This is a genomic window from Flavobacterium kochi (assembly GCF_048286715.1).
Classification (GTDB): domain Bacteria; phylum Bacteroidota; class Bacteroidia; order Flavobacteriales; family Flavobacteriaceae; genus Flavobacterium.
This window is the reverse complement of record NZ_JBLVPW010000001.1, coordinates 470,964-491,833: the sequence shown is the minus strand read 5'-3', so window position 1 is coordinate 491,833 and position 20,870 is coordinate 470,964. Positions and strand designations below refer to the sequence as shown.

20 protein-coding genes and 1 tRNA gene are annotated in these 20,870 nt (G+C 33.8%); 7 read left to right on the top strand and 14 right to left on the bottom strand.

Annotated features, from left to right (window positions below; translation table 11 throughout):
- Positions 1–141: 141 nt before the first annotated feature.
- The 6 genes from ACNQGH_RS02070 to rseP form a co-directional block, all read right to left on the bottom strand.
- Positions 142–1,356 carry a phage integrase SAM-like domain-containing protein gene (locus tag ACNQGH_RS02070; protein ID WP_417954311.1) on the bottom strand — a complete coding sequence of 405 codons (1,215 nt, stop codon included), beginning with the start codon at positions 1,354–1,356 and terminating at the stop codon, positions 142–144.
- A gap of 14 nt (positions 1,357–1,370) precedes the next feature.
- A complete protein-coding gene (locus ACNQGH_RS02065; RefSeq protein WP_417954310.1) occupies positions 1,371–2,813 on the bottom strand; it encodes a DUF5906 domain-containing protein in 1,443 nt (480 codons plus the stop codon).
- Complete coding sequence (locus ACNQGH_RS02060; RefSeq protein ID WP_417954309.1) at positions 2,813–3,040, bottom strand: helix-turn-helix transcriptional regulator; 228 nt, start codon at positions 3,038–3,040, stop codon at positions 2,813–2,815. Before ACNQGH_RS02060 ends, ACNQGH_RS02065 begins: the two co-directional genes overlap by 1 nt.
- Positions 3,041–3,134: 94 nt before the next feature.
- On the bottom strand, positions 3,135–3,983 hold the full coding sequence (locus ACNQGH_RS02055) for a hypothetical protein (protein ID WP_417954308.1): 849 nt from the start codon (positions 3,981–3,983) through the stop codon (positions 3,135–3,137).
- Positions 3,984–4,076: 93 nt separating this feature from the next.
- Positions 4,077–4,150, bottom strand: a tRNA-Asn gene (locus tag ACNQGH_RS02050).
- Between the two features lie 138 nt (positions 4,151–4,288).
- Positions 4,289–5,632: an RIP metalloprotease RseP gene (gene rseP / locus ACNQGH_RS02045; protein ID WP_417954307.1), complete on the bottom strand. Its 1,344-nt coding sequence runs from the start codon at positions 5,630–5,632 to the stop codon at positions 4,289–4,291.
- A 198-nt stretch (positions 5,633–5,830) separates the two neighbouring features.
- Here rseP and ACNQGH_RS02040 point away from each other — a divergent pair, with 198 nt between their 5' ends.
- The 6 genes from ACNQGH_RS02040 (at position 5,831) to ACNQGH_RS02015 (ending at position 11,065) form a co-directional block, all read left to right on the top strand.
- Positions 5,831–6,901, top strand: a complete 1,071-nt coding sequence (locus ACNQGH_RS02040) for an NADH:flavin oxidoreductase/NADH oxidase (RefSeq protein ID WP_417954306.1) — start codon at positions 5,831–5,833, stop codon at positions 6,899–6,901.
- Positions 6,902–6,965: 64 nt separating this feature from the next.
- On the top strand, positions 6,966–8,006 hold the full coding sequence (locus ACNQGH_RS02035) for a Gfo/Idh/MocA family oxidoreductase (RefSeq protein ID WP_417954305.1): 1,041 nt from the start codon (positions 6,966–6,968) through the stop codon (positions 8,004–8,006).
- 216 nt (positions 8,007–8,222) lie between these two features.
- Positions 8,223–9,437, top strand: coding sequence for an MFS transporter (locus tag ACNQGH_RS02030; protein WP_417954304.1), 1,215 nt, complete (start codon positions 8,223–8,225; stop codon positions 9,435–9,437).
- A 110-nt stretch (positions 9,438–9,547) separates the two neighbouring features.
- On the top strand, positions 9,548–9,970 hold the full coding sequence (locus ACNQGH_RS02025; RefSeq protein ID WP_417954303.1) for an FKBP-type peptidyl-prolyl cis-trans isomerase: 423 nt from the start codon (positions 9,548–9,550) through the stop codon (positions 9,968–9,970).
- Between the two features lie 239 nt (positions 9,971–10,209).
- Positions 10,210–10,884: a hypothetical protein gene (locus ACNQGH_RS02020; protein WP_417954302.1), complete on the top strand. Its 675-nt coding sequence runs from the start codon at positions 10,210–10,212 to the stop codon at positions 10,882–10,884.
- Positions 10,862–11,065, top strand: coding sequence for a hypothetical protein (locus ACNQGH_RS02015; protein WP_417954301.1), 204 nt, complete (start codon positions 10,862–10,864; stop codon positions 11,063–11,065). The genes ACNQGH_RS02020 and ACNQGH_RS02015 overlap by 23 nt, the downstream gene beginning before the upstream one ends.
- Positions 11,066–11,165: 100 nt before the next feature.
- Here the strand turns inward: ACNQGH_RS02015 and ACNQGH_RS02010 are convergent, their stop codons facing one another.
- Positions 11,166–13,283, bottom strand: coding sequence for a glycoside hydrolase family 97 protein (locus tag ACNQGH_RS02010; RefSeq protein ID WP_417954300.1), 2,118 nt, complete (start codon positions 13,281–13,283; stop codon positions 11,166–11,168).
- Between the two features lie 323 nt (positions 13,284–13,606).
- Positions 13,607–15,253: a DUF6377 domain-containing protein gene (locus ACNQGH_RS02005; RefSeq protein WP_417954299.1), complete on the bottom strand. Its 1,647-nt coding sequence runs from the start codon at positions 15,251–15,253 to the stop codon at positions 13,607–13,609.
- Positions 15,254–15,510: 257 nt separating this feature from the next.
- On the opposite strand from ACNQGH_RS02005, the gene hflX reads away from it, so the two are divergent.
- A complete protein-coding gene (hflX, locus tag ACNQGH_RS02000; protein WP_417954298.1) occupies positions 15,511–16,755 on the top strand; it encodes a GTPase HflX in 1,245 nt (414 codons plus the stop codon).
- A gap of 54 nt (positions 16,756–16,809) precedes the next feature.
- Here hflX and ACNQGH_RS01995 read toward each other — a convergent pair whose 3' ends face one another.
- From ACNQGH_RS01995 to ACNQGH_RS01970, 6 genes are all read right to left on the bottom strand, one after another.
- Positions 16,810–17,664, bottom strand: a complete 855-nt coding sequence (locus ACNQGH_RS01995) for a DUF3078 domain-containing protein (protein WP_417954297.1) — start codon at positions 17,662–17,664, stop codon at positions 16,810–16,812.
- A gap of 47 nt (positions 17,665–17,711) precedes the next feature.
- Positions 17,712–18,224, bottom strand: coding sequence for a DUF2480 family protein (locus ACNQGH_RS01990; RefSeq protein WP_417954296.1), 513 nt, complete (start codon positions 18,222–18,224; stop codon positions 17,712–17,714).
- Positions 18,225–18,296: 72 nt separating this feature from the next.
- Complete coding sequence (locus tag ACNQGH_RS01985) at positions 18,297–18,623, bottom strand: SUF system Fe-S cluster assembly protein (protein ID WP_417954295.1); 327 nt, start codon at positions 18,621–18,623, stop codon at positions 18,297–18,299.
- A gap of 6 nt (positions 18,624–18,629) precedes the next feature.
- A complete protein-coding gene (locus tag ACNQGH_RS01980) occupies positions 18,630–19,049 on the bottom strand; it encodes a SufE family protein (protein WP_417954294.1) in 420 nt (139 codons plus the stop codon).
- The gene (locus ACNQGH_RS01975; RefSeq protein ID WP_417954293.1) at positions 19,039–19,482 is read right to left on the bottom strand and encodes a hypothetical protein; all 444 of its coding nucleotides are present in this window, start codon (positions 19,480–19,482) and stop codon (positions 19,039–19,041) included. Before ACNQGH_RS01975 ends, ACNQGH_RS01980 begins: the two co-directional genes overlap by 11 nt.
- Before the next feature lie 12 nt (positions 19,483–19,494).
- The gene (locus tag ACNQGH_RS01970) at positions 19,495–20,709 is read right to left on the bottom strand and encodes an aminotransferase class V-fold PLP-dependent enzyme (protein ID WP_417954292.1); all 1,215 of its coding nucleotides are present in this window, start codon (positions 20,707–20,709) and stop codon (positions 19,495–19,497) included.
- Between the last annotated feature and the right edge of the window lie 161 nt (positions 20,710–20,870).

The following is a 20,870-nucleotide window of genomic DNA, read 5'->3' as shown; positions in this document are numbered from 1 at the left end:
AGTGATATAGTGACAATCGCTTTTAAAAAGGATTTTTTGAAATATATTATTTAAGAATTCATGTTAACTTCCTATTGTATAGACAATATTACAGTATGATTTTTAAACTTACATTTAATATTATTAAAGTCACTTTGTCACTTATTCAAAATGGAGTAGTTTTTGATTAGCATCATCAATTACATTGTTTTCAAATTCTTTAAGATAACTATTTGTAATATCTAAATTTGCATGACCCATGCTTTGCGATATTAGGTCGGTAGCTACACCAAGCTGCTTCATATTTGTAGCAAAAGAATGTCTGATGACATATGAAGTTACATTTTTTTCTACTTGTGCTAATATCGCAAGTGTTTTTAGGTCTTTATTAAACTTACTCAATGTTTTGTGTTTTCTATTTTCTATTTGAATAGCTGTTAAATCATTTTTAAGCAAAATAGGAAAAAGGTAATCCGTAGTGCTTTTTTGAGACAAATAATAATCCAATACGATTTGAACAGGTGGCATAATCTTTATGACAAATCTACCTTTAGTTTTTGACCTAATGTATTCGATATTATCATCTTGTATACTTTCTTTCTTTAATTTCATCATGTCCACGAAATTAATACCTCTTGCGAAATATGAGAAAATAAAATAATTTTTAGCATCAATTAAATCTGGTCGATTTGCTAAATCTACATCTAATATCTTTTTGATTTCTTCTCTTGACAATGCTCGTTTTAGTCCTTTTCCTTTTAGTTTAGAAATCTTGTATTTGTCAAACGGATAGTATTCTTGCTTTACGATTCCGTTTCTTATTGCTGAATTGTAAATGGCTCTAAGACTTCTCATACGAAAAGCAATACCAGAATCCTGATTATTTCTACTTCTTAAATGGGCTTCATATTTTTCAAGCAAAGTAACATTCAGGTTTCTAAAACCTAGTTGCTTATCTGAATGAAAATTAAAAAACGAGTTGCAAGTATCTCGATAACTTCTTGCATTTCCAGTTCTTCCGGATAAATTCATTAGTTCAATTTTTTCTTGAAAATGTTCGTAAACTGTAGTTTTTGAATTAGCTTTTTCACCATTAAATTTTCTCTCAAAATCTAAAAGCGTAAAATCGATTTCATCTGTAACAAAATCATCAATTATTTTTAAAGCTTTGTTCTTAATATTTGAGAGGATTAAATTCCTTTTTTGGTAATTAGTATGAGATCTTCTTAATTGCGCTCCATCCCACTCATTTTCAAGACAATTTATACCAGTTGATATAACTTTCGTCTTGCCGTCTTTTATAATTTGAAGCATAATGGGGAATGTTTGATCTGAACGTGCTTTGTTTTTTTTTATAAGTTTTATACTTGTTGCCATAATTACATTTTATATTATTCTTGTTGTCTAATAAATTTAACTAATACTTTTCCATTACTTTTGTAATGGAAACACCTAATTCCATAATACATACAATATTTATCAATCCATTTTTTAAACATTTTTGGCGTAACTCTTTCGGATATTTCGTAATTAGAATCTTTGAATTGGCTGAATAGAATTTGTTTGTCAAAAACAAGGTTCTCTCCTTCTAACTTTGGTTGAGTTGACTCAGAGTTTTTCAGGAGTTCATCAATAAATTCTACAAACAAAGCATTGGTTTCTATGATTAATCTATTAAAACTGGCATTAATAGATATTGGCTGAATTAAGCCGCTTTTAAGATAGTATTGCAACGCTCTAATCATGAGGTTGTCAAATTTCAACCATTGCTCCGTGTCCCAATCTTCAAAAAGTCTATGTCCGAACTCCTCAATTGGAGTCAATTTATTTTTAAAATAGTTTGACACCTCAAACTCCACTTTTCTCCTCGATTCAGCAGTGCCACCTGAACCAGTGATGACATAATTTGTAGAAATTAGTATTTTAGGGGATTCCTTAAAGCTTATAACGGTTGCATTTTTATACTTTTTTTCAATTGGCATATCGCCAGTTATTATAGAATATAGCCCCTCAAAATCAAAATTTCTATCAACATCATCTACAAATAAAAGTTTATGATAAGGTTTTAGTGCAGACAAGAAAAACTTGTCTTTTGTGTTTATAGATTTTCCATTTATAAATAAATCAGGAATTACATAACCGATAGCTTTTCCAATTAAAGACTTTCCTGTACCTCCATTAGCTTCATCATCATCGGGATTCATTTCTTGATCCATCAGAATTATTGCTTTAGTTATTGAGGGGTCTTTATAAGTGTGAAGTAAATAACCAATTATTGAGATTAGACTTCTAAATCTGTTATCATCGTCGTTAGCTATTTTTAAAAGGAAATTGTAAAACACACTATCTTTATGTTCAATCATTTTAATCTCTCTTTTTACGATTTGTTCTTCCCATATATATCCATTAAAATTTTCATAATCCAAAGAGGTGATTTCTTCTTTTGCTATTATTAAAATAAAATTTGAATAGAATAAATATCCATTTTTTTCATCTCCATGTGAAGTACTCATCACAATTGTCTCTAAAGGTTCATAAAGTTTTTTTACTACATATTCTTTATTTAGGTAAACACTCCAAACATCATTTCTATTAATGTGCTTAGTGTAGTTTCTTATCTCATCTCGAAGTTGAAATTCTTCCACACTCTTTACAATAGAATTTCTTCTAATTTGAACTAGAATGTAGCCGCCTTCTTGATTAATTACTTTTCTATAGCCCAGACTTTCCCAAAACTCAATAACAGTAGAATTATCAATTATGATCTTGTTTTTACCTTCATCGTCTACTATTTCATAAAAGAATTTCACAGTATTGTCATACTTGTTTAGCATTATTTATCTGTATTTAAGTTAGACATGACTGATTGCTCCTTTTGAGAGTTGCCTGAATTTGCAAGCCAATTAAGGATTAGTTCTCGCTTAAAAAAGAGTTTGCCATTAGTAGGGCGGAAACAGGGTATTTTATTGTTTGAAGTTAGTTTGTACAGGGTAGACCGGGATATCCCTAATAATTCTATAACTTCCTTGAAGCATAGAATATCTTTTTCATTTGTAATCATATATTAATTTTAATATTGACTACAAAGATTTTAATAAATAGAAGAAGAGAGTGAAACAGATTTTATGAAAAAAATCGAAGTTTTTGTTTCAACGTTATCTTAATGAAAATGACTTTCGTCCAAAATAGTGTCGTAGGTTTTTAAGGTCTTCAGTTGAAAACATCTCAGATATATTTTCTGTTGACGGTATTTCTAATCGATTTGTATTAACTGGAATTTGACACAATGTTAAGAAACAGCCTATAAATTTTAGGTTAGTTGATGATTTTTCTAGGTCATCATTATGGAATGAAATGAATTTAAACAAACCATTAATCTGACGTTGTTTAATGTTTTCAAGAGTTTTTCTGAAGTCTGTAATGTTTGTATTATTGATTAATTCCACTTTTCTATGTTCAAAATTTTCAAGTGTAAGTTCCAACTTATCACATATAGCTTTATAGATAGTTTGAGTTATAAAAAAATTTTTAATCGGAAGAGTTTTTGGGTTTGAATTAAATTTAAAAGATATGGAGTGAATCTCCATCTGTATCTCTCCATTGAGAAATTTGTGAAGAATTACAAATAATGGCTCTAAATCTTTTCCCTCATTCATGAAGTCTTTTAAAAGTTGGTCAGTATCATGTTTTCGATTTTCATATTTTGTTAGCTGAGTAATATAATGATGCTGGAAGGCACTAGCTAATATGAGAAAACTTTCTAAATGACTTTCTAAATTATAGTTTTTTAATAAGCTAGTTAGTGTACGAATTAATTTTTCGGAAACTATAAGCGAAGTGTATTTAGATTCGAATGAAATTATAAATTCAGACTCTAGAAAATATTTTTTAAAGAATGAAAGTTTAGAAGTGTCAATATCATAGGTTCGGAAGTCAGTACTAATCTCCTCGTAGGTTTCATTTATTAAAACTTTCCAATTATAAACCTGTTGATTATTATCCATAAGCCAAAAATAATAAAAATAGTTATTCGACCTATATTCGACCCATAAAAACAAAAAAGCCTCTACATCACTGTAAAGGCTTTCTGCAATTAGCTCCCTCTCTTGGGCTCGAACCAAGGACCCTCTGATTAACAGTCAGATGCTCTAACCAACTGAGCTAAGAAGGAAACTGTATATTTTTATTCTGGTATTGAATGAACGTTTTTAAGCGTTTATTAGTGAGGTTTGTTTCACTTCTAAAGCGGTGCAAATATAGGGCTTAATTTGTTTTTTGCAAACAAAATTCAAATTTTTTTCATTTTTTTTTACTTCCCTACAATTGCCTTGTAAATGTCGTTTCCATTGGCAAATAACAACAAAGTTATAAGTAATACAAAACCAACCATTTGAGCGTTCTCCAGAAATTTATCGCTTGGTTTTTTACCACTTACGATCTCATATAATAAAAACATTACATGACCACCATCAAGCGCCGGAATAGGTAATAAGTTCATTACACCAAGCATTATTGACAACAATGCGGTGATAGTCCAGAACACTTCCCAACTCCAGGTATTAGGGAAAATATCAAATATGGCTTTGAAACCACCTACTTGTTTGTAAGCGCCAGTACTTGGACTGAAAATCATTTTCAGTTGTTTTCCGTATCCTACTAATTGGTTTTTTCCTTTTTCAAGTCCTACCGGAATAGATTCTAACAGGCCAAATTTTTGCGTGCTTACTTTGTAGTAACCTAATTTTTGAAGGGAAGCAAAACCGAGTCCGCCTAATTGTACGCCCAGTTTTCCGTCTTTTGAAACTATTACCTGTATTTGCTGTTCTTTTTGATTTCTTAAAACGGTAGCAGGAATAGTCTTGTTTTTGTTGTTTTCCAGAATTGTTTTGGCTTCATCCAAATATTTTATTTTTTGCCCGTTAAGTGCAACTAAAATATCCTTTGGCTGTAATTCTTTATTCAGTGACCCCTCCGAAATTTCGGAAACAACAAACGGCATTCTTAATTCTACTAAGGGGCCTTTTTCTTGTTTTGACAATTGATCAATAAAATCAGCAGGCATTTTTATTTCTTGTTGGGTTCCGTTTCTTTCAATAAGAACCTCTTTAGCCATTACGATTTTCCCATTAATATCATTATCAAATTTGGCTATTTTCTCTCCGTCAACAGAGATGATTCTGTCACCAGTTTTAAAACCTATGTTTTGCATGGCTTTATTTTGGATCAAAAGACCATCTTTCAAATCTGAGTTAGCAATATAGGTATCGCCATAAGCAAAAGCCATTCCGATATAAATAATGAATGCCAAAATAAAGTTCACGGTAACGCCGCCAAGCATGATAATCAAACGTTGCCAGGCTGGTTTAGAACGAAATTCCCATGGTTGAGGTGGCAAAGCCATTTGCTCTTTGTCCATACTTTCGTCAATCATTCCAGAAATTTTCACATAACCACCCAAAGGCAACCAACCGATACCGTATTCAGTTTCGCCAATTTTCTTTTTTAGAAGGGAATATTTAACATCAAAAAACAAATAAAATTTTTCAACCCTGGTTTTAAACAATTTAGCAGGAATAAAATGTCCTAATTCGTGAAGTATAATAAGTAATGATAAGCTCAATAAAAATTGAGAAAGCTTGATGACTATGTCCATTTTTTAATTTTAGTTCTTTTACAACTTACAAAAGTAAGGTTTTCTATTTGTTTAATTTACAATAATTGTTCCATACCGTTTTAAATGTTTGTTAATTAATAGAATTTCAATTTTTCCTTTCGGTTATGTCCCGTAACTTTACTTTTTTGAAACGGATTTTTCGTTATCTTCATTTAATATGTATTAAAAATAAAGAGTATGTCTTCAAAATTATTTTCACCACTTCAAATAAAAAATATCACGCTTAAAAATAGAATCGTTATTTCTCCAATGTGCCAATATTCGTCAAAAGACGGTTTTGCTAATGATTGGCATCTCGTTCATCTGGGTAGTCGTGCTTCAGGCGGTGCAGCATTAATCATTCAGGAAGCGACTGCGGTTTCTCCCGAAGGAAGAATTTCTCCCGAAGATTTAGGACTTTGGAAAGATGAGCAGATCGAAAAAATGCAATGTATTAATCGTTTTATTATCAGTCAAAATTCAGTTCCCGGAATACAATTAGCGCATGCCGGGAGGAAAGCAAGTGTCGCATCACCATGGAACGGAGGAAAGAAATTAGATGAAACTCAAGGCTGTTGGGATACTGTTGCGCCAAGTGCTATCGCTTATAATGACAACGAAAAAGCACCAGTCGCATTAGATAAAACGGGAATTCAAAAAGTGATTTCGGACTTTAAAGCGACTGCCAAAAGAGCGGTGCAAGCAGGTTTTCAAGTGTTGGAAATTCATGCGGCTCATGGATATTTATTACATCAGTTTCTTTCGCCATTATCTAATTTTAGAACGGATGAATACGGAGGAAGTTTCGAAAATCGAATTCGTTTAACTTTAGATGTTGTTGAAGCCGTACAATCGGAATGGGTGGAATACCTGCCTTTGTTTGTTAGAATCTCCGCCACGGATTGGGCGGAAGGCGGATGGAATATCGAAGAATCTGTGCAACTTTCAAAAATACTAAAAGAGAAAGGAGTAGATTTGATTGATGTTTCTTCAGGTGGATTGGTGTCATACCAGCAAATTTCGCTGGGACCCGGTTATCAGGTTCCCTTTGCAGAAAGAATAAAAAAAGAGTCTGCAGTTATGACAGGTGCAGTAGGATTAATCACAGCACCAAGTCAGGCAGAAGAAATAATTGCAAATGGAAAAGCGGATTTGATTTTGTTCGCAAGAGAATCGCTTAGAAATCCGAACTTGGGACTGACATTTGCCCAGGAACTTCATGCGGATATTCAATGGCCGAAACAATATGAAAGAGCCCGAATAAAATAACGTAACCCCTTTCTAAGTTTTAAATTAAAAGTTATAAATTCGTATCCGACTTAAAAAACAGCACATGCAAAAAATAAGAACTGCTTTACTTTCCTACGGAATGTCTGGAAAAGTATTCCATGCTCCGTTTATATCATTTCATTCGGGATTTGAACTGATTGGTTCGTGGGAAAGAAGCAAAAAATTGATACGGGAAGATTACCCCTCGGTTAAAAGTTATGCCACGATGGAGGCTTTACTCGAAGACGATGTTGATCTGGTAATAGTAAATACGCCAGTGGATACGCATTATGAATATGCCAAAAAAGTATTGCTTGCCGGAAAACACGCCATTGTCGAAAAAGCATTTACTACAACCGTTGCTCAGGCTCAGGAATTAGCTGCTTTGGCAAAAGAAAGAGGGGTGAAGTTAGCCGTTTTCCAAAACAGAAGGTGGGACAGCGATTTCAAAACTGTTCAGGAAATTATTTTAGATAAAAAATTAGGAGAAATCGTGGAAGCTGAATTCCATTTCGACCGTTATAATCCACTTTTGAGTCCAAAATCACATAAAGAAACTGCTAATTCAGGCGCAGGAATTCTAAAGGATTTAGGACCTCATTTAATTGATCAGGCATTGTGCTTATTTGGTTTGCCTGAATCTGTTTTTGCTGATATCAGAATCACCAGAGCACATTCTTTGGTAGATGATTATATAGACATTTTGTTGTATTATGCTGATTTTCGTGTCCGATTGAAAGCGGGATTTTTTGTCAGAGAAGCTGTCCCTGCGTTTGTGGTTCATGGTAAAAAAGGTTCTTTTCTGAAGCCCCGTGGCGATGTGCAGGAAGATGATTTGAAGCTTGGAAAAAAACCAAATCGCGACACTTGGGGAAAGGAAGCTAAGGGTAAAGAAGGATTGCTTCATACCGAGATTCATGCTGACGTTTTAGTTGAAAATGTACCAACACTTCAAGGCAATTATTACGATTATTTTGATGGTGTTTACAATTCCATTTCAAACGATACGCCAGAGCCTGTAACTGCCCAGGATGGGGTTCATGTTATGCAAATTATTGAAGCCGCAATACAAAGTAATGCTCAAAAGAAAGTAATTGATTTATAGGTTCTATCCACAAATTTCAGCAATTTATCCGCGATTAGCAGATTTCTATAAAAATTTTGAAAATCAGTTAATCTGCGGATATCACTTTTTAAAAAGTAACAATACTGCTTTTTTATAAACAATAACGATGTATTTTTTTCGTAAATGTGTTGTTTCGACGTAATGAACGATTGCTTTTTGTACTTTTGTCTTGTAAAATTATAAAATCCAATTCTTTTGATAGATTTAAACTTTTTAGGCAGATTCAAAGCGAAAGGAAAATACAAGAAAACGTACAAAGATGCTAAGATTTCTTATTTGAACAGAATTCGATGGGCAGTATCTATGTTTTATTTTGGTATGGGTTTGTGTTTTGCTACTTGGGCCAGCCGAATTCCGGATATCAAAACTACTTTACATCTTAGCGAAGGAAGTTTAGGAACTATTTTATTTGCCATTCCGTTAGGACAATTAACCATGATGTCCTTTTCAGGAAAGCTAGTTACTCGTTTTGGCAGCCATCGCATTCTTCCTTATTCTATTTTAATGTATGCCTTTAGTTTGACCAATTTAGGATTAGTCCAAAATGCTTGGCAACTTGGTCTTGGACTATTTGTTTTTGGAATTTTTGCAAACTTAACCAACATATCCGTAAATACACAGGGAGTCTACACAGAAGGACTTTTCAAAAGAACAATCATGTCCTCTTTTCATGGCATGTGGAGTTTAGCCGGATTTACCGGGGCTTTAGTAGGCTTGGGAATGTTGGCGCTACAACTCAATACGTATACACATTTTCTAATCGTTGCGTCAATCGCAGCTTTGTTAGTGGCTTTTAATTTCAAATTCTTAATTAAAGCCAAAGAAACGATACGAACCGAAAAGAAAAAAGGATTCAGAAAACCAGATAGTTCCCTAGTTTGGTTGGGGGTAATCGGGTTTTGTTGTATGGCAAGCGAAGGTGTTATGTTTGATTGGAGCGGTGTTTACTTCAAAGATATCGTCAAAGCACCTGGACCATTGGTGATTTTAGGCTATACTTCTTTTATGATTATGATGGCAAGCGGCCGTTTTTTTGGAGATAGATTAACTCATAAATTTGGACGAAAAACAGTAATGCAAATCAGCGGTTGTATGATTTCTACGGGCTTATTTACTGCCGTATTCTTCCCGTTCATAATTCCGTCAACGATCGCTTTTATGTTTGTTGGATTAGGGGTTTCTACTATTATACCGACCCTTTATAGTATTGCAGGAAAACATCCAACAATCCCAACAGGCGAAGCCTTAACAGCTGTTTCCAGCGTAAGTTTCCTGGGTTTTTTAATGGGACCGCCTATAATTGGTTATATAGCCGAGGCATTTGGTTTGCGATTTTCATTTGCTTTCATTGGTATTTTTGGATTTTTTATTGCAGTAATGGTTTCCAGAATTAAGGCAATTCAAGATTAGTTTTTAGGACAACTACATCCTGGTTTTATAAAACACAGCCGACCACTATACCATTTTTCTTTCAAAGTAAACCCGTTGAGAATTGAGACTATTTTCATTATAGCTCTAGTATGAATTTCACTATATTTGCCCGTTCCAAGGACAAAGAAATAGACCATGTTGCCCAAAACGAAAAAGATATTATTGCTTATATAGCAAAAAATCATTTAACTGCTCAAAGAAGCGATACAGGGTTGTATTATGTGATTAATGATCCGGGTACTGGAGCGCAGCCTACGCAGACTTCTAATGTAAAAGTAGCGTACAAGGGCTATTTTACAGATGGTTCTGTGTTTGATCAAAATAGCGATGGTCTTTCGTTTGGTTTACAACAAGTCATAAAAGGCTGGACAGAAGGGATCACTTATTTTAAAGAAGGTGGTAGCGGTATCCTTTTAGTACCGGCTCATCTAGGCTATGGGAATAATGATTACAGTACCATTCCTGGAGGGTCTGTACTTATTTTTGAAATAAAACTTATTTCAGTAAATTAAGGTCCCGAAGGATAGATTTATCTCGTCGCTTTCAAACATCTCGGTTCCGGTAGCTATTTGGCTTTGGATGGTGTTTTGTAACGGAGGATTAATGTCTACTCTATAATTCGATTTTTTTTTAGGGGTAATATATTGATTGTCAATTTGAATGCTTCAGAATGTAAATTTCAAACGGTAAAAAATTTTATGCTTTGATTGGTTTTTGTATTTTGGCAATCCCAAATCAATATAAATCCCATATGAAAATCTACATTATTGCCATATTTATGATGGCCTTCCCAAGTTTGACCCAAAGTCAAGTCCAGGAAAATTCAATTAAATTGAAAAAAATTAATATTGTAAAAACAAATTTCCGAAATTTAAAAAGTGGCGAAATTGTAAACAAATCCATCTTATTTGAAGGAGGAAAACTTCAGTCAATTAAAACTTCGGACGTTACCCAAAGTTTTTTTTATAATCTACAGGGATTATTAGACATGACCGTCAAAGGAAGAGAAGGAAGCAACTGGAAAGAGGTGGTAAACTACGGTTATGACAAACAGCAACGACTTGTTACCTTTGTTAAAAAATTCGAGGAAGGTGGTGAACTTGTTACCAAAACAGTTAGTATAACGTATGAGGGAGCAAGGGCTAAAGCCTCAACTAAAAAAAGCAACAGCCACCAAACTTTAACTGAAGACATTGAATATATTGTTGAGAATGGTCTCGTTGTCAGACGTTCTTCACGAGATAGAAATCAACAAATTATTAATAAAATAGAGTATGTGTATGCCAAAGATAATATTGTCAGACACAAAGGATTGCTTGGGGATAAATCAATAAAGGATTATACCTTTGATGATAAAAATTCAGCTGATTTGTTAATAGTAAAAAATATATTTGGACAGAACTATGCCAATAGTTTCTTTTCTTGAAGAAGAGTTTGATTTTCAATCGATATCTAATAATAATGAATTGAGCTTTATATCTACTTCGGCAAATCAGATCAGCGAATATGGGAAATACAAATACAATAATTTAAATTATCCAATATCGTATTCTCTTTCACAGGAAAAGGGAATGTTAAAAACCGAAAAAAATTATTTTTACGAATAGTTTTAGAAAGGTTCTCAGAACAGTTAGCATTCAGAGAACTCCCCGATTTATTAAAAAACAAAAAGGCTGTCTAAATTTTAGACAGCCTTTTTGTTTTTAATTATTTTTTTGTTTCAACTATACTTATAGCATAACCTCCGCCTGGAGCACTGAACTGTGCCAGTTTTGATTTGCTGGTCACTGTTATTTTACGAATAGTATATGCTTGGGGATTTGTTTTATAGTGCGCATCCTTGGCATCTGCATAAATGGTCGCTACATATGTTTTTCCTTTTTCCAAGAAATCAAATTTGATAGTTGAAGTTCGAGGATTTTCTCCGTTTACATTACCAATAAACCAGTTATTGGTTGCTTTTGCTTTACGGGCAACGCTGACATATTGACCTGGTTCTGCTTCCAGGTATTTACTATCACTCCAATCTACAGCTACATCCTTAATAAATTGGAAAGCGTCAGCAAACCGGTCGTAATTTTCAGGTAAATCGGCTGCCATCTGCAGCGGACTGTACATGGTTACATATAACGCCAGCTGATTAGCAATCGTACTGTTTACGTGCGATGTATTGCTAGGATTAATTTTGCTTAAATCCATTTCAAAAATACCAGGTGTATAATCCATAGGTCCGCCTACTAAACGTGTAAAAGGCAATACCGTTACGTGATTTGGTTTAGAACCCCCAAAAGACTGATATTCTGTTCCTCTTGCGGCCTCATTACCAATTAAATTTGGATACGTTCTACAAATACCCGTTGGGCGAATAGCCTCGTGAGCATTGACCATAATTTTATATTCGGCTGCTTTTTCTACTGCGTATTGGTAATGATTTACAATCCATTGGTTATAATGATTTTCGCCTCTTGGCAGAATATCACCTACATAACCACTTTTTACAGCATCGTATCCATTGTCTTTCATAAATTGATAAGCTTTATCCATATGACGCTCGTAGTTACGAACGGAACCTGAAGTTTCATGGTGCATAATCATTTTGATTCCTTTTGATTTTGCATATTCATGCAAACCTTTAACATCAAAATCTGGATAGGGGGTTAAAAAATCAAAAACATAATCTTTTGAGTGTCCGAACCAGTCTTCCCAACCTTCGTTCCAGCCCTCTACTAATACGGCATCAAAACCGTTTTTAGCTGCAAAATCAATATATTTTTTTACATTGGCGTTATTCGCACCGTGTTTGCCATTTGGTTTTGCTTTTGCAAAATCGGTAACCCCAAGTTGTACCGTCGGGAATTCATCCGTGTACGCCCATGAGCTTTTTCCAGTAATCATTTCCCACCATACTCCTACATATTTAACTGGTTTTATCCAGGAAGTATCTTCTATTTTACAAGGGTCGTTCAAATTCAAAGTCATTTTTGAAGCAAGAATAGCTCTGGCGTCATCACTGACAATTAAGGTACGCCAGGGAGAATGGCTAGGAGCCTGCATGTATCCTTTGTCTCCTTTGGCATCTGGTGTCAACCATGATTCAAATACCATGTTTTTATCATCCAGATTCAAATGCATACAAGAATAATTAATTAATGCCGCTTCGTGTATATTGATATACAATCCGTCACTTGTTTTTAGCATTAGTGAGGTTTGAACTCCTGTCGGAGAAAAAGAAGTTTGCGATACATTGGCAGTTTTTGCTTTCTCGGTTAATCCTCTTATTTCTGACAATTTTGATGTGGTATAATCATATTCTTGTGTGTCATAATCACCAGGAATCCAAAAGGCAGTGTGATCGCCTGCCATCGCAAATTGGGTTCTTTCTTCTTTGATTACAAAGTAAGTAAGGTTTTTTTGCGAAGGGAATTCATAACGAAATCCAAGACCATCGTCAAAGAGACGGAAACGAATAATAATTTGTCTGTCGGTTCCTTTTTGATTTAATGTAACTGCCAATTCGTTATAATGATTACGAATTGAAGCAACTTCTCCCCAAACCGGTTTCCATGTTTCATCAAAAGTTGACGTCTTAGTGTCAATAACTGAAAAATCATTTAGCAATGACTTTTTATCATTTTTTAGCTCAAGACCTAATTTACTTGGTTTTACAACTGCTTTACCTTTGTAATTTAAACTATAACTAGGTGTTCCGTCATTTTGTAATGAAAACTCCATTACAAATTTTTCATTTGGTGATTTTAACTGCTGTGAATTAGCGCTGTTAAAGAAGGTTAGCCATAGTAGGGCTGTAAAAAGAAAATGTTTCATTTTTTAAAATAGAATTTAATAATTAATTTCAGGTTTGGTAATAGAATTTGGTAAATATGATTTTTCACGAAATCGATTTATTGAAAAACTCAAAGTTTTAATCCCTATTTCAAATTTCGAGATAGTAAAAGTAAACTCTTTATGCACTATATGTTTTCATCATTATAAATAAGTAGATTGAATTTTTATTTTAAAGATGCAATATGCTTAATAACTGATTATTACGTAATTTTATTGTTTAAAAAAAGTGGTGAATTTATAATAAAAAAAAGGTCTTCAAGATTGCTTTAAACCTGAAGACCCCTTTAAAAAATAGATTTTTTCTATTTTAAATTGGTTCCTATATGCATTACTTTTGCTTCAAATTCCTCACGTGGACCTGCTGCTTTATTTTTAAGTTGGGAACGGTAATTGTAGATGGTGGATACAGAATAACGAAGGAATATTGATATTTTTGCACTATCCTTTATGCCCAAACGGATGAGTGCAAAGATTCTTAATTCAGTATTAAGCAGTTCCCCTTCCTTCAATTGTGTTACTTCATCATCAACCAATAATTTTGTAAATTCTTCGATAAAATTAGGAAAGAGTTTTAAGAATGTTTTGTCGAAATTAGTATAGAACTCTTTAAGCTCATTTTCAATAAACTGTTTTGATTTTACGGCACTTATCAGATCATTCATTTTTCCTGTAGTCGCCATTACATTCAATTTTCGGCGGTATTCGTCGAACTTGGCTATATAGTCTGAACACTGATCCATATAACGGCCGATGTATATTTCCTTTAAAAGGTTTGCTTCCGTCAGCGTATAATTTGTCTCATTCAATTTTTCATTGAATGTATTTAATTCCTTGTTCAATTCCGAAAGTTGGATGTTGGCCAAACTTAAATCCTTTTTCGCTCTGGATAATTTCTTCATTTGCTTAAAAAGTAAAGAAAGCACCACCAACAAGAATAAGGACAATATACTGGCACTTAGTAAAAACACAATTAATTGAAGTCGATTGGTTTCATTTTGTTTTTGATAGGCCTCGTTGATAATGGGCATCATCTTAGATATTTCGTAAGTTCTTAAACGGGCATTACAAAAAAGCGCATCTTCCAGTGAACGTTTTATATATAGGTAAGCTCGGCCTATATCTCCGCTTTCATACATTAGAAAAGCCAAAGAACGTAACGAAATATATTCCTTTTTGGCCAGCTGCAAGTCGGAAATAGCAGAAATTATCAACCATTTTTTCTCTTGTTCATGGTTTTTTTTCTTGTGATACCCTTGTGAAATTATATAGGCAATAACGGCCCGATCAGGACTATTATGAGCAATATTCGGAAAATAGTTCAGTAATAAATGAAGCGTCTCATTGTGCTTTCCAGCGTCAATAAGCCTACTGGATTTAGCCATGATGTAAGGGCTTGATTGGGGAGGGTAGAAGTTTAATAAAGAGTCACGGTACTTCTTTGTTAGTAAAATATACTTTTCTTTTTCCTGAAGCGAAGCTGCATAATCGGACATATATCCGTAGACTGCACTATTTACGGTAAAATAATATCCTTTTAGGTCTGGGGAAGTATTGATATTGATTTTATTGAGAATATCTGTCGCTTCTTTATACATTCCTAATGTTCCCATTATGGAAGCTAGATTTAATCTGGCATCATTTAGCTTTCTGTCATCATTTAATTTTTTTGCTATTTGAAAACCGCTCCTTGCATAAATCAATGCTGAGTCTGATTGATACGATTTATATTCAGAATATAATTTACCATAAATCTCATATTTTTGAAGATCAGTGGAAATGTATTTCAGCAGTCCTTTGAGTTTGTTTATTTCATTCTCTTTTTTATCCGAATAAAACTGGTAATTATTTACAGTCCTATCCAACTCGTTCAATAACGAATCGAAATTATTTTGAGCAACAAGAAGAACGGGAAATAGCAATACACTAATTAATGTCAAAAATCGATTCATTCAAATTGGATTAAATTCATGTAAAAATACTTAAAAATCCAAATTAACTGCTACAACAGGGATGGTAATCACTTAATAAAAATCATGCTTTACAAAGGATTTAATGATTTTTATTTTTCATCTGGCGAAGGGTAATAACAAAGAATACTATTTTTTTGTTTCTAAAAACTATCATTATTCACGGCTTCTGACTTTTTATAAACTCAGAACAACATAAGTCCCCTACAAATCATTAAATTTGTAGCTTATTCAAAGACATGTTAGAAAAAGAAGTAATAAATTTCGAAAAAACGGCTATAGTCGGTATTGTAACTCAAAATCAAAGTGAAGAGAAACTAAACGAATATCTTGACGAATTAGAGTTTTTGACTTTTACCGCTGGGGGTCAAGTGGTAAAACGTTTTTCTCAAAAAATGGAACGCCCAAATCCCAAGACTTTTGTTGGAACAGGAAAAATAGAGGAAATCAATCTTTTTGTTAAAGAGAATGACATCTCTACTTTGGTATTTGATGATGAATTGTCACCTTCCCAACAAAAAAATATATCTAAAATTATCGATTGTAAAATCCTGGATAGAACGCACCTAATCCTGGATATTTTTGCACAACGCGCCGAAACTTCGTATGCGAGAACGCAAGTGGAATTAGCGCAATGTCAATATTTATTACCAAGACTTTCGGGAATGTGGACTCACTTAGAACGTCAAAAAGGGGGAATTGGAATGCGTGGACCAGGGGAAACCGAGATTGAAACAGACAGACGTATTGTTCGTGACAGAATCGCATTATTAAAAGAAAAAATAAAAAGTATTGACAAACAAATGGGCGTGCAACGAGGCAATCGTGGCGCAATGGTTCGTGTGGCTTTAGTAGGGTACACCAATGTTGGGAAATCAACTTTAATGAATGCCATTGGGAAAAGTGATGTTTTTGTTGAGAATAAACTTTTTGCCACTTTGGATACTACTGTTCGAAAAGTAGTGATTAAAAATTTACCTTTCTTGCTTTCAGATACAGTAGGATTTATTAGAAAATTGCCGACACAACTAGTAGATTCTTTCAAAAGTACGTTGGATGAGGTTCGTGAAGCCGATTTGTTATTGCATGTGGTTGATATTTCGCATCCTGAATTTGAGGATCAGATAGAATCTGTAAACAAAACATTATTGGATATTAAGTGTAATGACAAACCAGTTATTATGGTTTTTAATAAAATTGATGCCTACAAACCACTGACTATTGATGAAGATGATTTAATGACCGAAAAAACACCAAGACATTTTACTTTGGAAGAATGGAAGGCTACTTGGATGAATCGGGTTGGACAACAAAATGCCTTGTTTATTTCGGCAACACACAAAGAAAACTTCGAGGAATTCAGAGAGCGGGTTTATGAAGCCGTAAGGCAAATTCACATCACTCGTTTTCCTTACAATAAGTTTTTGTATCCGGATTATAAGGATGCAGTTGAAAAAGAAGAAAAAGAAGAACAAATAGAATAAAAAAAATGGACCTTTAGAAATTTTAAGGGTCCTTTTTTATAACAGGTGAAATTTTTATAAACCGAAATTAATGCCTAAACCAAACACTTCTCTTACCTGGACTGCTTGTACTGAATTGTCATCGTATATTGCCTGTACAGCTACATTTGCCGACAAGTATTTGTTTATTCTCATAACAATATTCATCTGGTAATCTACATCAACGTTTTGTGGATTGTCTAAATAATTAGAATATAAATTGATTCTGTTTTCAATACCAACATTTGTCATTATGTTGAATTTATAATATCCTGAAATACTTGCGCCAAATTCAAATCGAGAGGAGTCCCCTTGTAATACTCCAAAAGAAGAACCGAAATCAGTGAAATGAGGATGGACTAAAATGAATTTTGCTGTTGCGGGAGAAAAATTGACACTTAAATGATTGTTTTTTTTCCACCACATTCCGGGCCCAAATTGAAAATAAGCGGGAGAGAAAAAATGAGAAATCCTTGTCCCATTTTTATCAAAACCGGAATCCATCTGTGTTTTGAAATTGAAAAACAAGGAATAATACCATTCTCCTTTTGCTTTCTTGCCCCAAAGTGAATTTAGTTCCAAACGATCATCCGTCTTGGCTGTTTTTTCAGCCCCCTTTATTTTGCTTAAACCATAAGCCAGAATGAATTTATTATCCCACCTTACATCGCCATTCTTATAATTGAAATCATAATTAAGACCAAAATTTCCCGCAACGTTTGAAGTTCCGCCGCCAAGCCATTGCCTGTTATAAGCAGATTGATTAAAAAGTAAAATGACATTTCCTTTTTTTGTCCAAAATTTTGTGGTGTCCGATGCGGTTTCTTCTTCTTGCGCATTAACCGAAATTAGGAAAAAAAGGAACAATAAAGAAAATACTATTTTTTTCATGTCTGTTTAATTTAAATTATCGTTTTAAAGTATAAAATAAACGTATATTACTCTTTTTTACTTGCTTTGTATAATGGAACGGCTGAACAAGCTTCTCCATACATAATACTTCGTGCAAAGGGCTGTAGATAATGCGCTGCTAATACATAGGCCCGCATCGGAACCGGTTTTCTGGAACATCCTTTAATAATAACAGGCTTGTTTTCATAAACCGAATAATCAATTTTAGGCAATAATTCTTCATAAAGAGAAGCGTCTAAATCCTCTAGGGTTCCATTAATGATTTTCTTTGCAAATGGTGCTAACTGAATGGCGACCAAAATAGAAGCCCAAGCAGGAACAATAGCATCAGTACTACAATTAATAGCTACATACTGATCTTGATATTGTGACCAATCCTGATTTTTTAGCTGCTCCCTAAAGTCTTTTTCTTTCAATAAAAAGCCTTCTAAAAGCCATTGTGAAATATCAATTTGCGTACGAATCCCTTTTGGATAATAATCTTCGAGATCGAAAACTTCCAAAACACTATTCGCAACTTTGTTTATTATTTCTTCCATTTTTTTGGTTTACAGTCGCAGTCGCAGTCGCAGCTGTAAAACTGAAAACTGCGACTGCAAACTGAATACTTTCTAAAGCATTCCTAATTCTAATTTTGCTTCTTCACTCATTAAATCTTTGCTCCAAGGCGGATCAAAAGTAATTTCTACTTCCGCATCTTTTACATTAGTAATTGATTTTACTTTTTCCTCTACTTCCCTTGGTAAACTTTCTGCAACAGGGCAGTTTGGAGAAGTAAGCGTCATCAGGATTTTTACTTCATAATCCGTATTGACCATTACATCATAAATCAATCCTAATTCGTAAATATCTACAGGAATCTCCGGATCGTAAATAGTCTTTAATGTTTTTACGATTGATTCTCCTAATTCGGCAGTGTCTATAATTGCTTCTTTCATTTTTATTTAGTTTTGCGTATTGAATGCCAAAGCATACATTTTTATATTTTTTATCATTGAGACCAAGCCATTGGCGCGTGTAGGAGATAAATGTTCCTTCAAACCTATTTCGTCAATAAAACTCATGTCGGCTTCTAGAATATCGGATGCTTTTTGATTTGAAAAAGTGCGAATCAATATAGCAATAATTCCTTTTGTCAAAATGGCATCACTATCAGCAGTGAAAACAATTTTGTCATCATTTTTTTCTCCTTGCAACCATACTTTCGATTGGCAGCCTTTTATCAGATTGTTTTCTGTTTTGAATTCTTCTTTTATTAAAGGAAGATTTTTTCCTAATTCAATGATGTATTCATAACGTTCAACCCAGTCATCAAACATGGAAAACTCATCAACGATTTCTTCTTGTATATCTTTAATTTTCATTATTCTTTTTAGCTAATGAAGTTATTTTATTTACCAATTTCTTAATTTCTTTTGGTGGAAAACCATGATCAAAACCAACCGTTTCATAGGTTTTGTCTTTGTAGGTGACTTTTAAATTGGCAATAGGCGCACCATCATAAAAACGTTTTTCAGTAGGTGCTTTTAATTTTGCCAAACTGTCTAATTCAACCGTTTTAAAACATTCCACTAATTCTTTCCAGTCTGCATCCGATATTTTTGTCGGTATCGGTTTGCTGTTCCCACTTCTATCTTTTGAAACAGTTACCATCCGATTCTTAACCGTTATTTTTTGATAAGAACCTCTGGTGTTGGCAACATATTCAATTACAGCAGTTTCAATTTCTTGTTTGTTTTGGGCTTCACACCCTTTTCCAAGAAAAATTGTCAGGAATAATAAAGACAGTATTTTCATATTTTTAAATTTTTAAGACAACATGAGTTGCGCTTTTTTTATAGCTTCAACCATAACGTCAATTTCTTCTTTGGTGTTATAAAAAGCAAATGATGCTCTTATCGTTCCTGGAATACAAAAGAAATTCATAATTGGTTGCGCACAATGGTGACCGGTTCTTACGGCTATTCCTAATTTGTCAATTATCGTACCAATATCATACGGATGAATTCCTTCAATATTGAACGAAATTACGGAAGTTTTTGCTGCTGATGTACCAAAAATCTTCAGACCTTTAATTTCTAGTAAGCGTTGCGTTGCATGCTCCAGTAATTCTTTTTCTTGTTGTTGAATGTTTTCAAAGCCAACTGTATTCAAATAATCAACGGCAGTTCCAAGAACAATTCCTCCTGCAATATTTGGGGTGCCAGCTTCAAATTTATGGGGTAAATCAGCATAAGTTGTTTTCTCGAAAGTCACTTCCTTGATCATTTCACCTCCACCTTGATACGGTGGCAGTTTATTCAACCAAGCTTCTTTTCCGTACAAAATTCCAGTTCCTGTCGGACCACACATTTTGTGTCCTGAAAAAGCATAAAAATCACAATCTAATTCCTGAACATCTGGTTTCAAATGCGGAACGGCTTGTGCTCCGTCAATCAAAATCGCTGCCCCAACTTCATGTGCTTTGTCAATCATATATTTAATTGGATTGACAGTTCCTAATGCATTCGAAATATGGTTTACCGTTACGACCTTAGTTTTATTAGACAATAATTCATCATACGCTGACATAATCAATTCGCCATCCTCATTCATAGGAATTATGCGTAAAGTTGCACCAGTTTTCTCACACAACATTTGCCAGGGCACAATATTACTGTGATGTTCCAATGCTGAAACTAAAACTTCGTCACCCGGTTTTAAAATCGAAGCAAATCCATTGGTAACCAAATTAATTCCGTGTGTCGTTCCCGAAGTGAAAAGTACTTCATGGGCAAATTCAGCATTGATGTGATTTTGGATTTTGCCACGTGAAATCTCGTAGGCATCGGTTGCTAATTGACTCAAAGTATGAACGCCACGATGAATATTAGCATTAATTTCCTGATAATATTTTGAAATCGCATCAATCACAACTTGTGGTTTTTGCGAAGTAGCTCCGTTGTCGAAATAAACCAATGGTTTTCCGTTTACTTTCTGAGAAAGGATTGGGAAGTCGGCTCTAATTTTATTTATATCTAACATTTCTTTATTTAGAATTTTTCTAAATACAAAAGTAATAAAAACTAAATTGTTTTAGCCATGAATCAACCAATTTACTTCTATTAATTTCGGGTTTTTATTAAAACAAAATTCGTGAATTCGCGGCTAAAAAAGGATTATATTGCATTGTTTTACAATTAGCT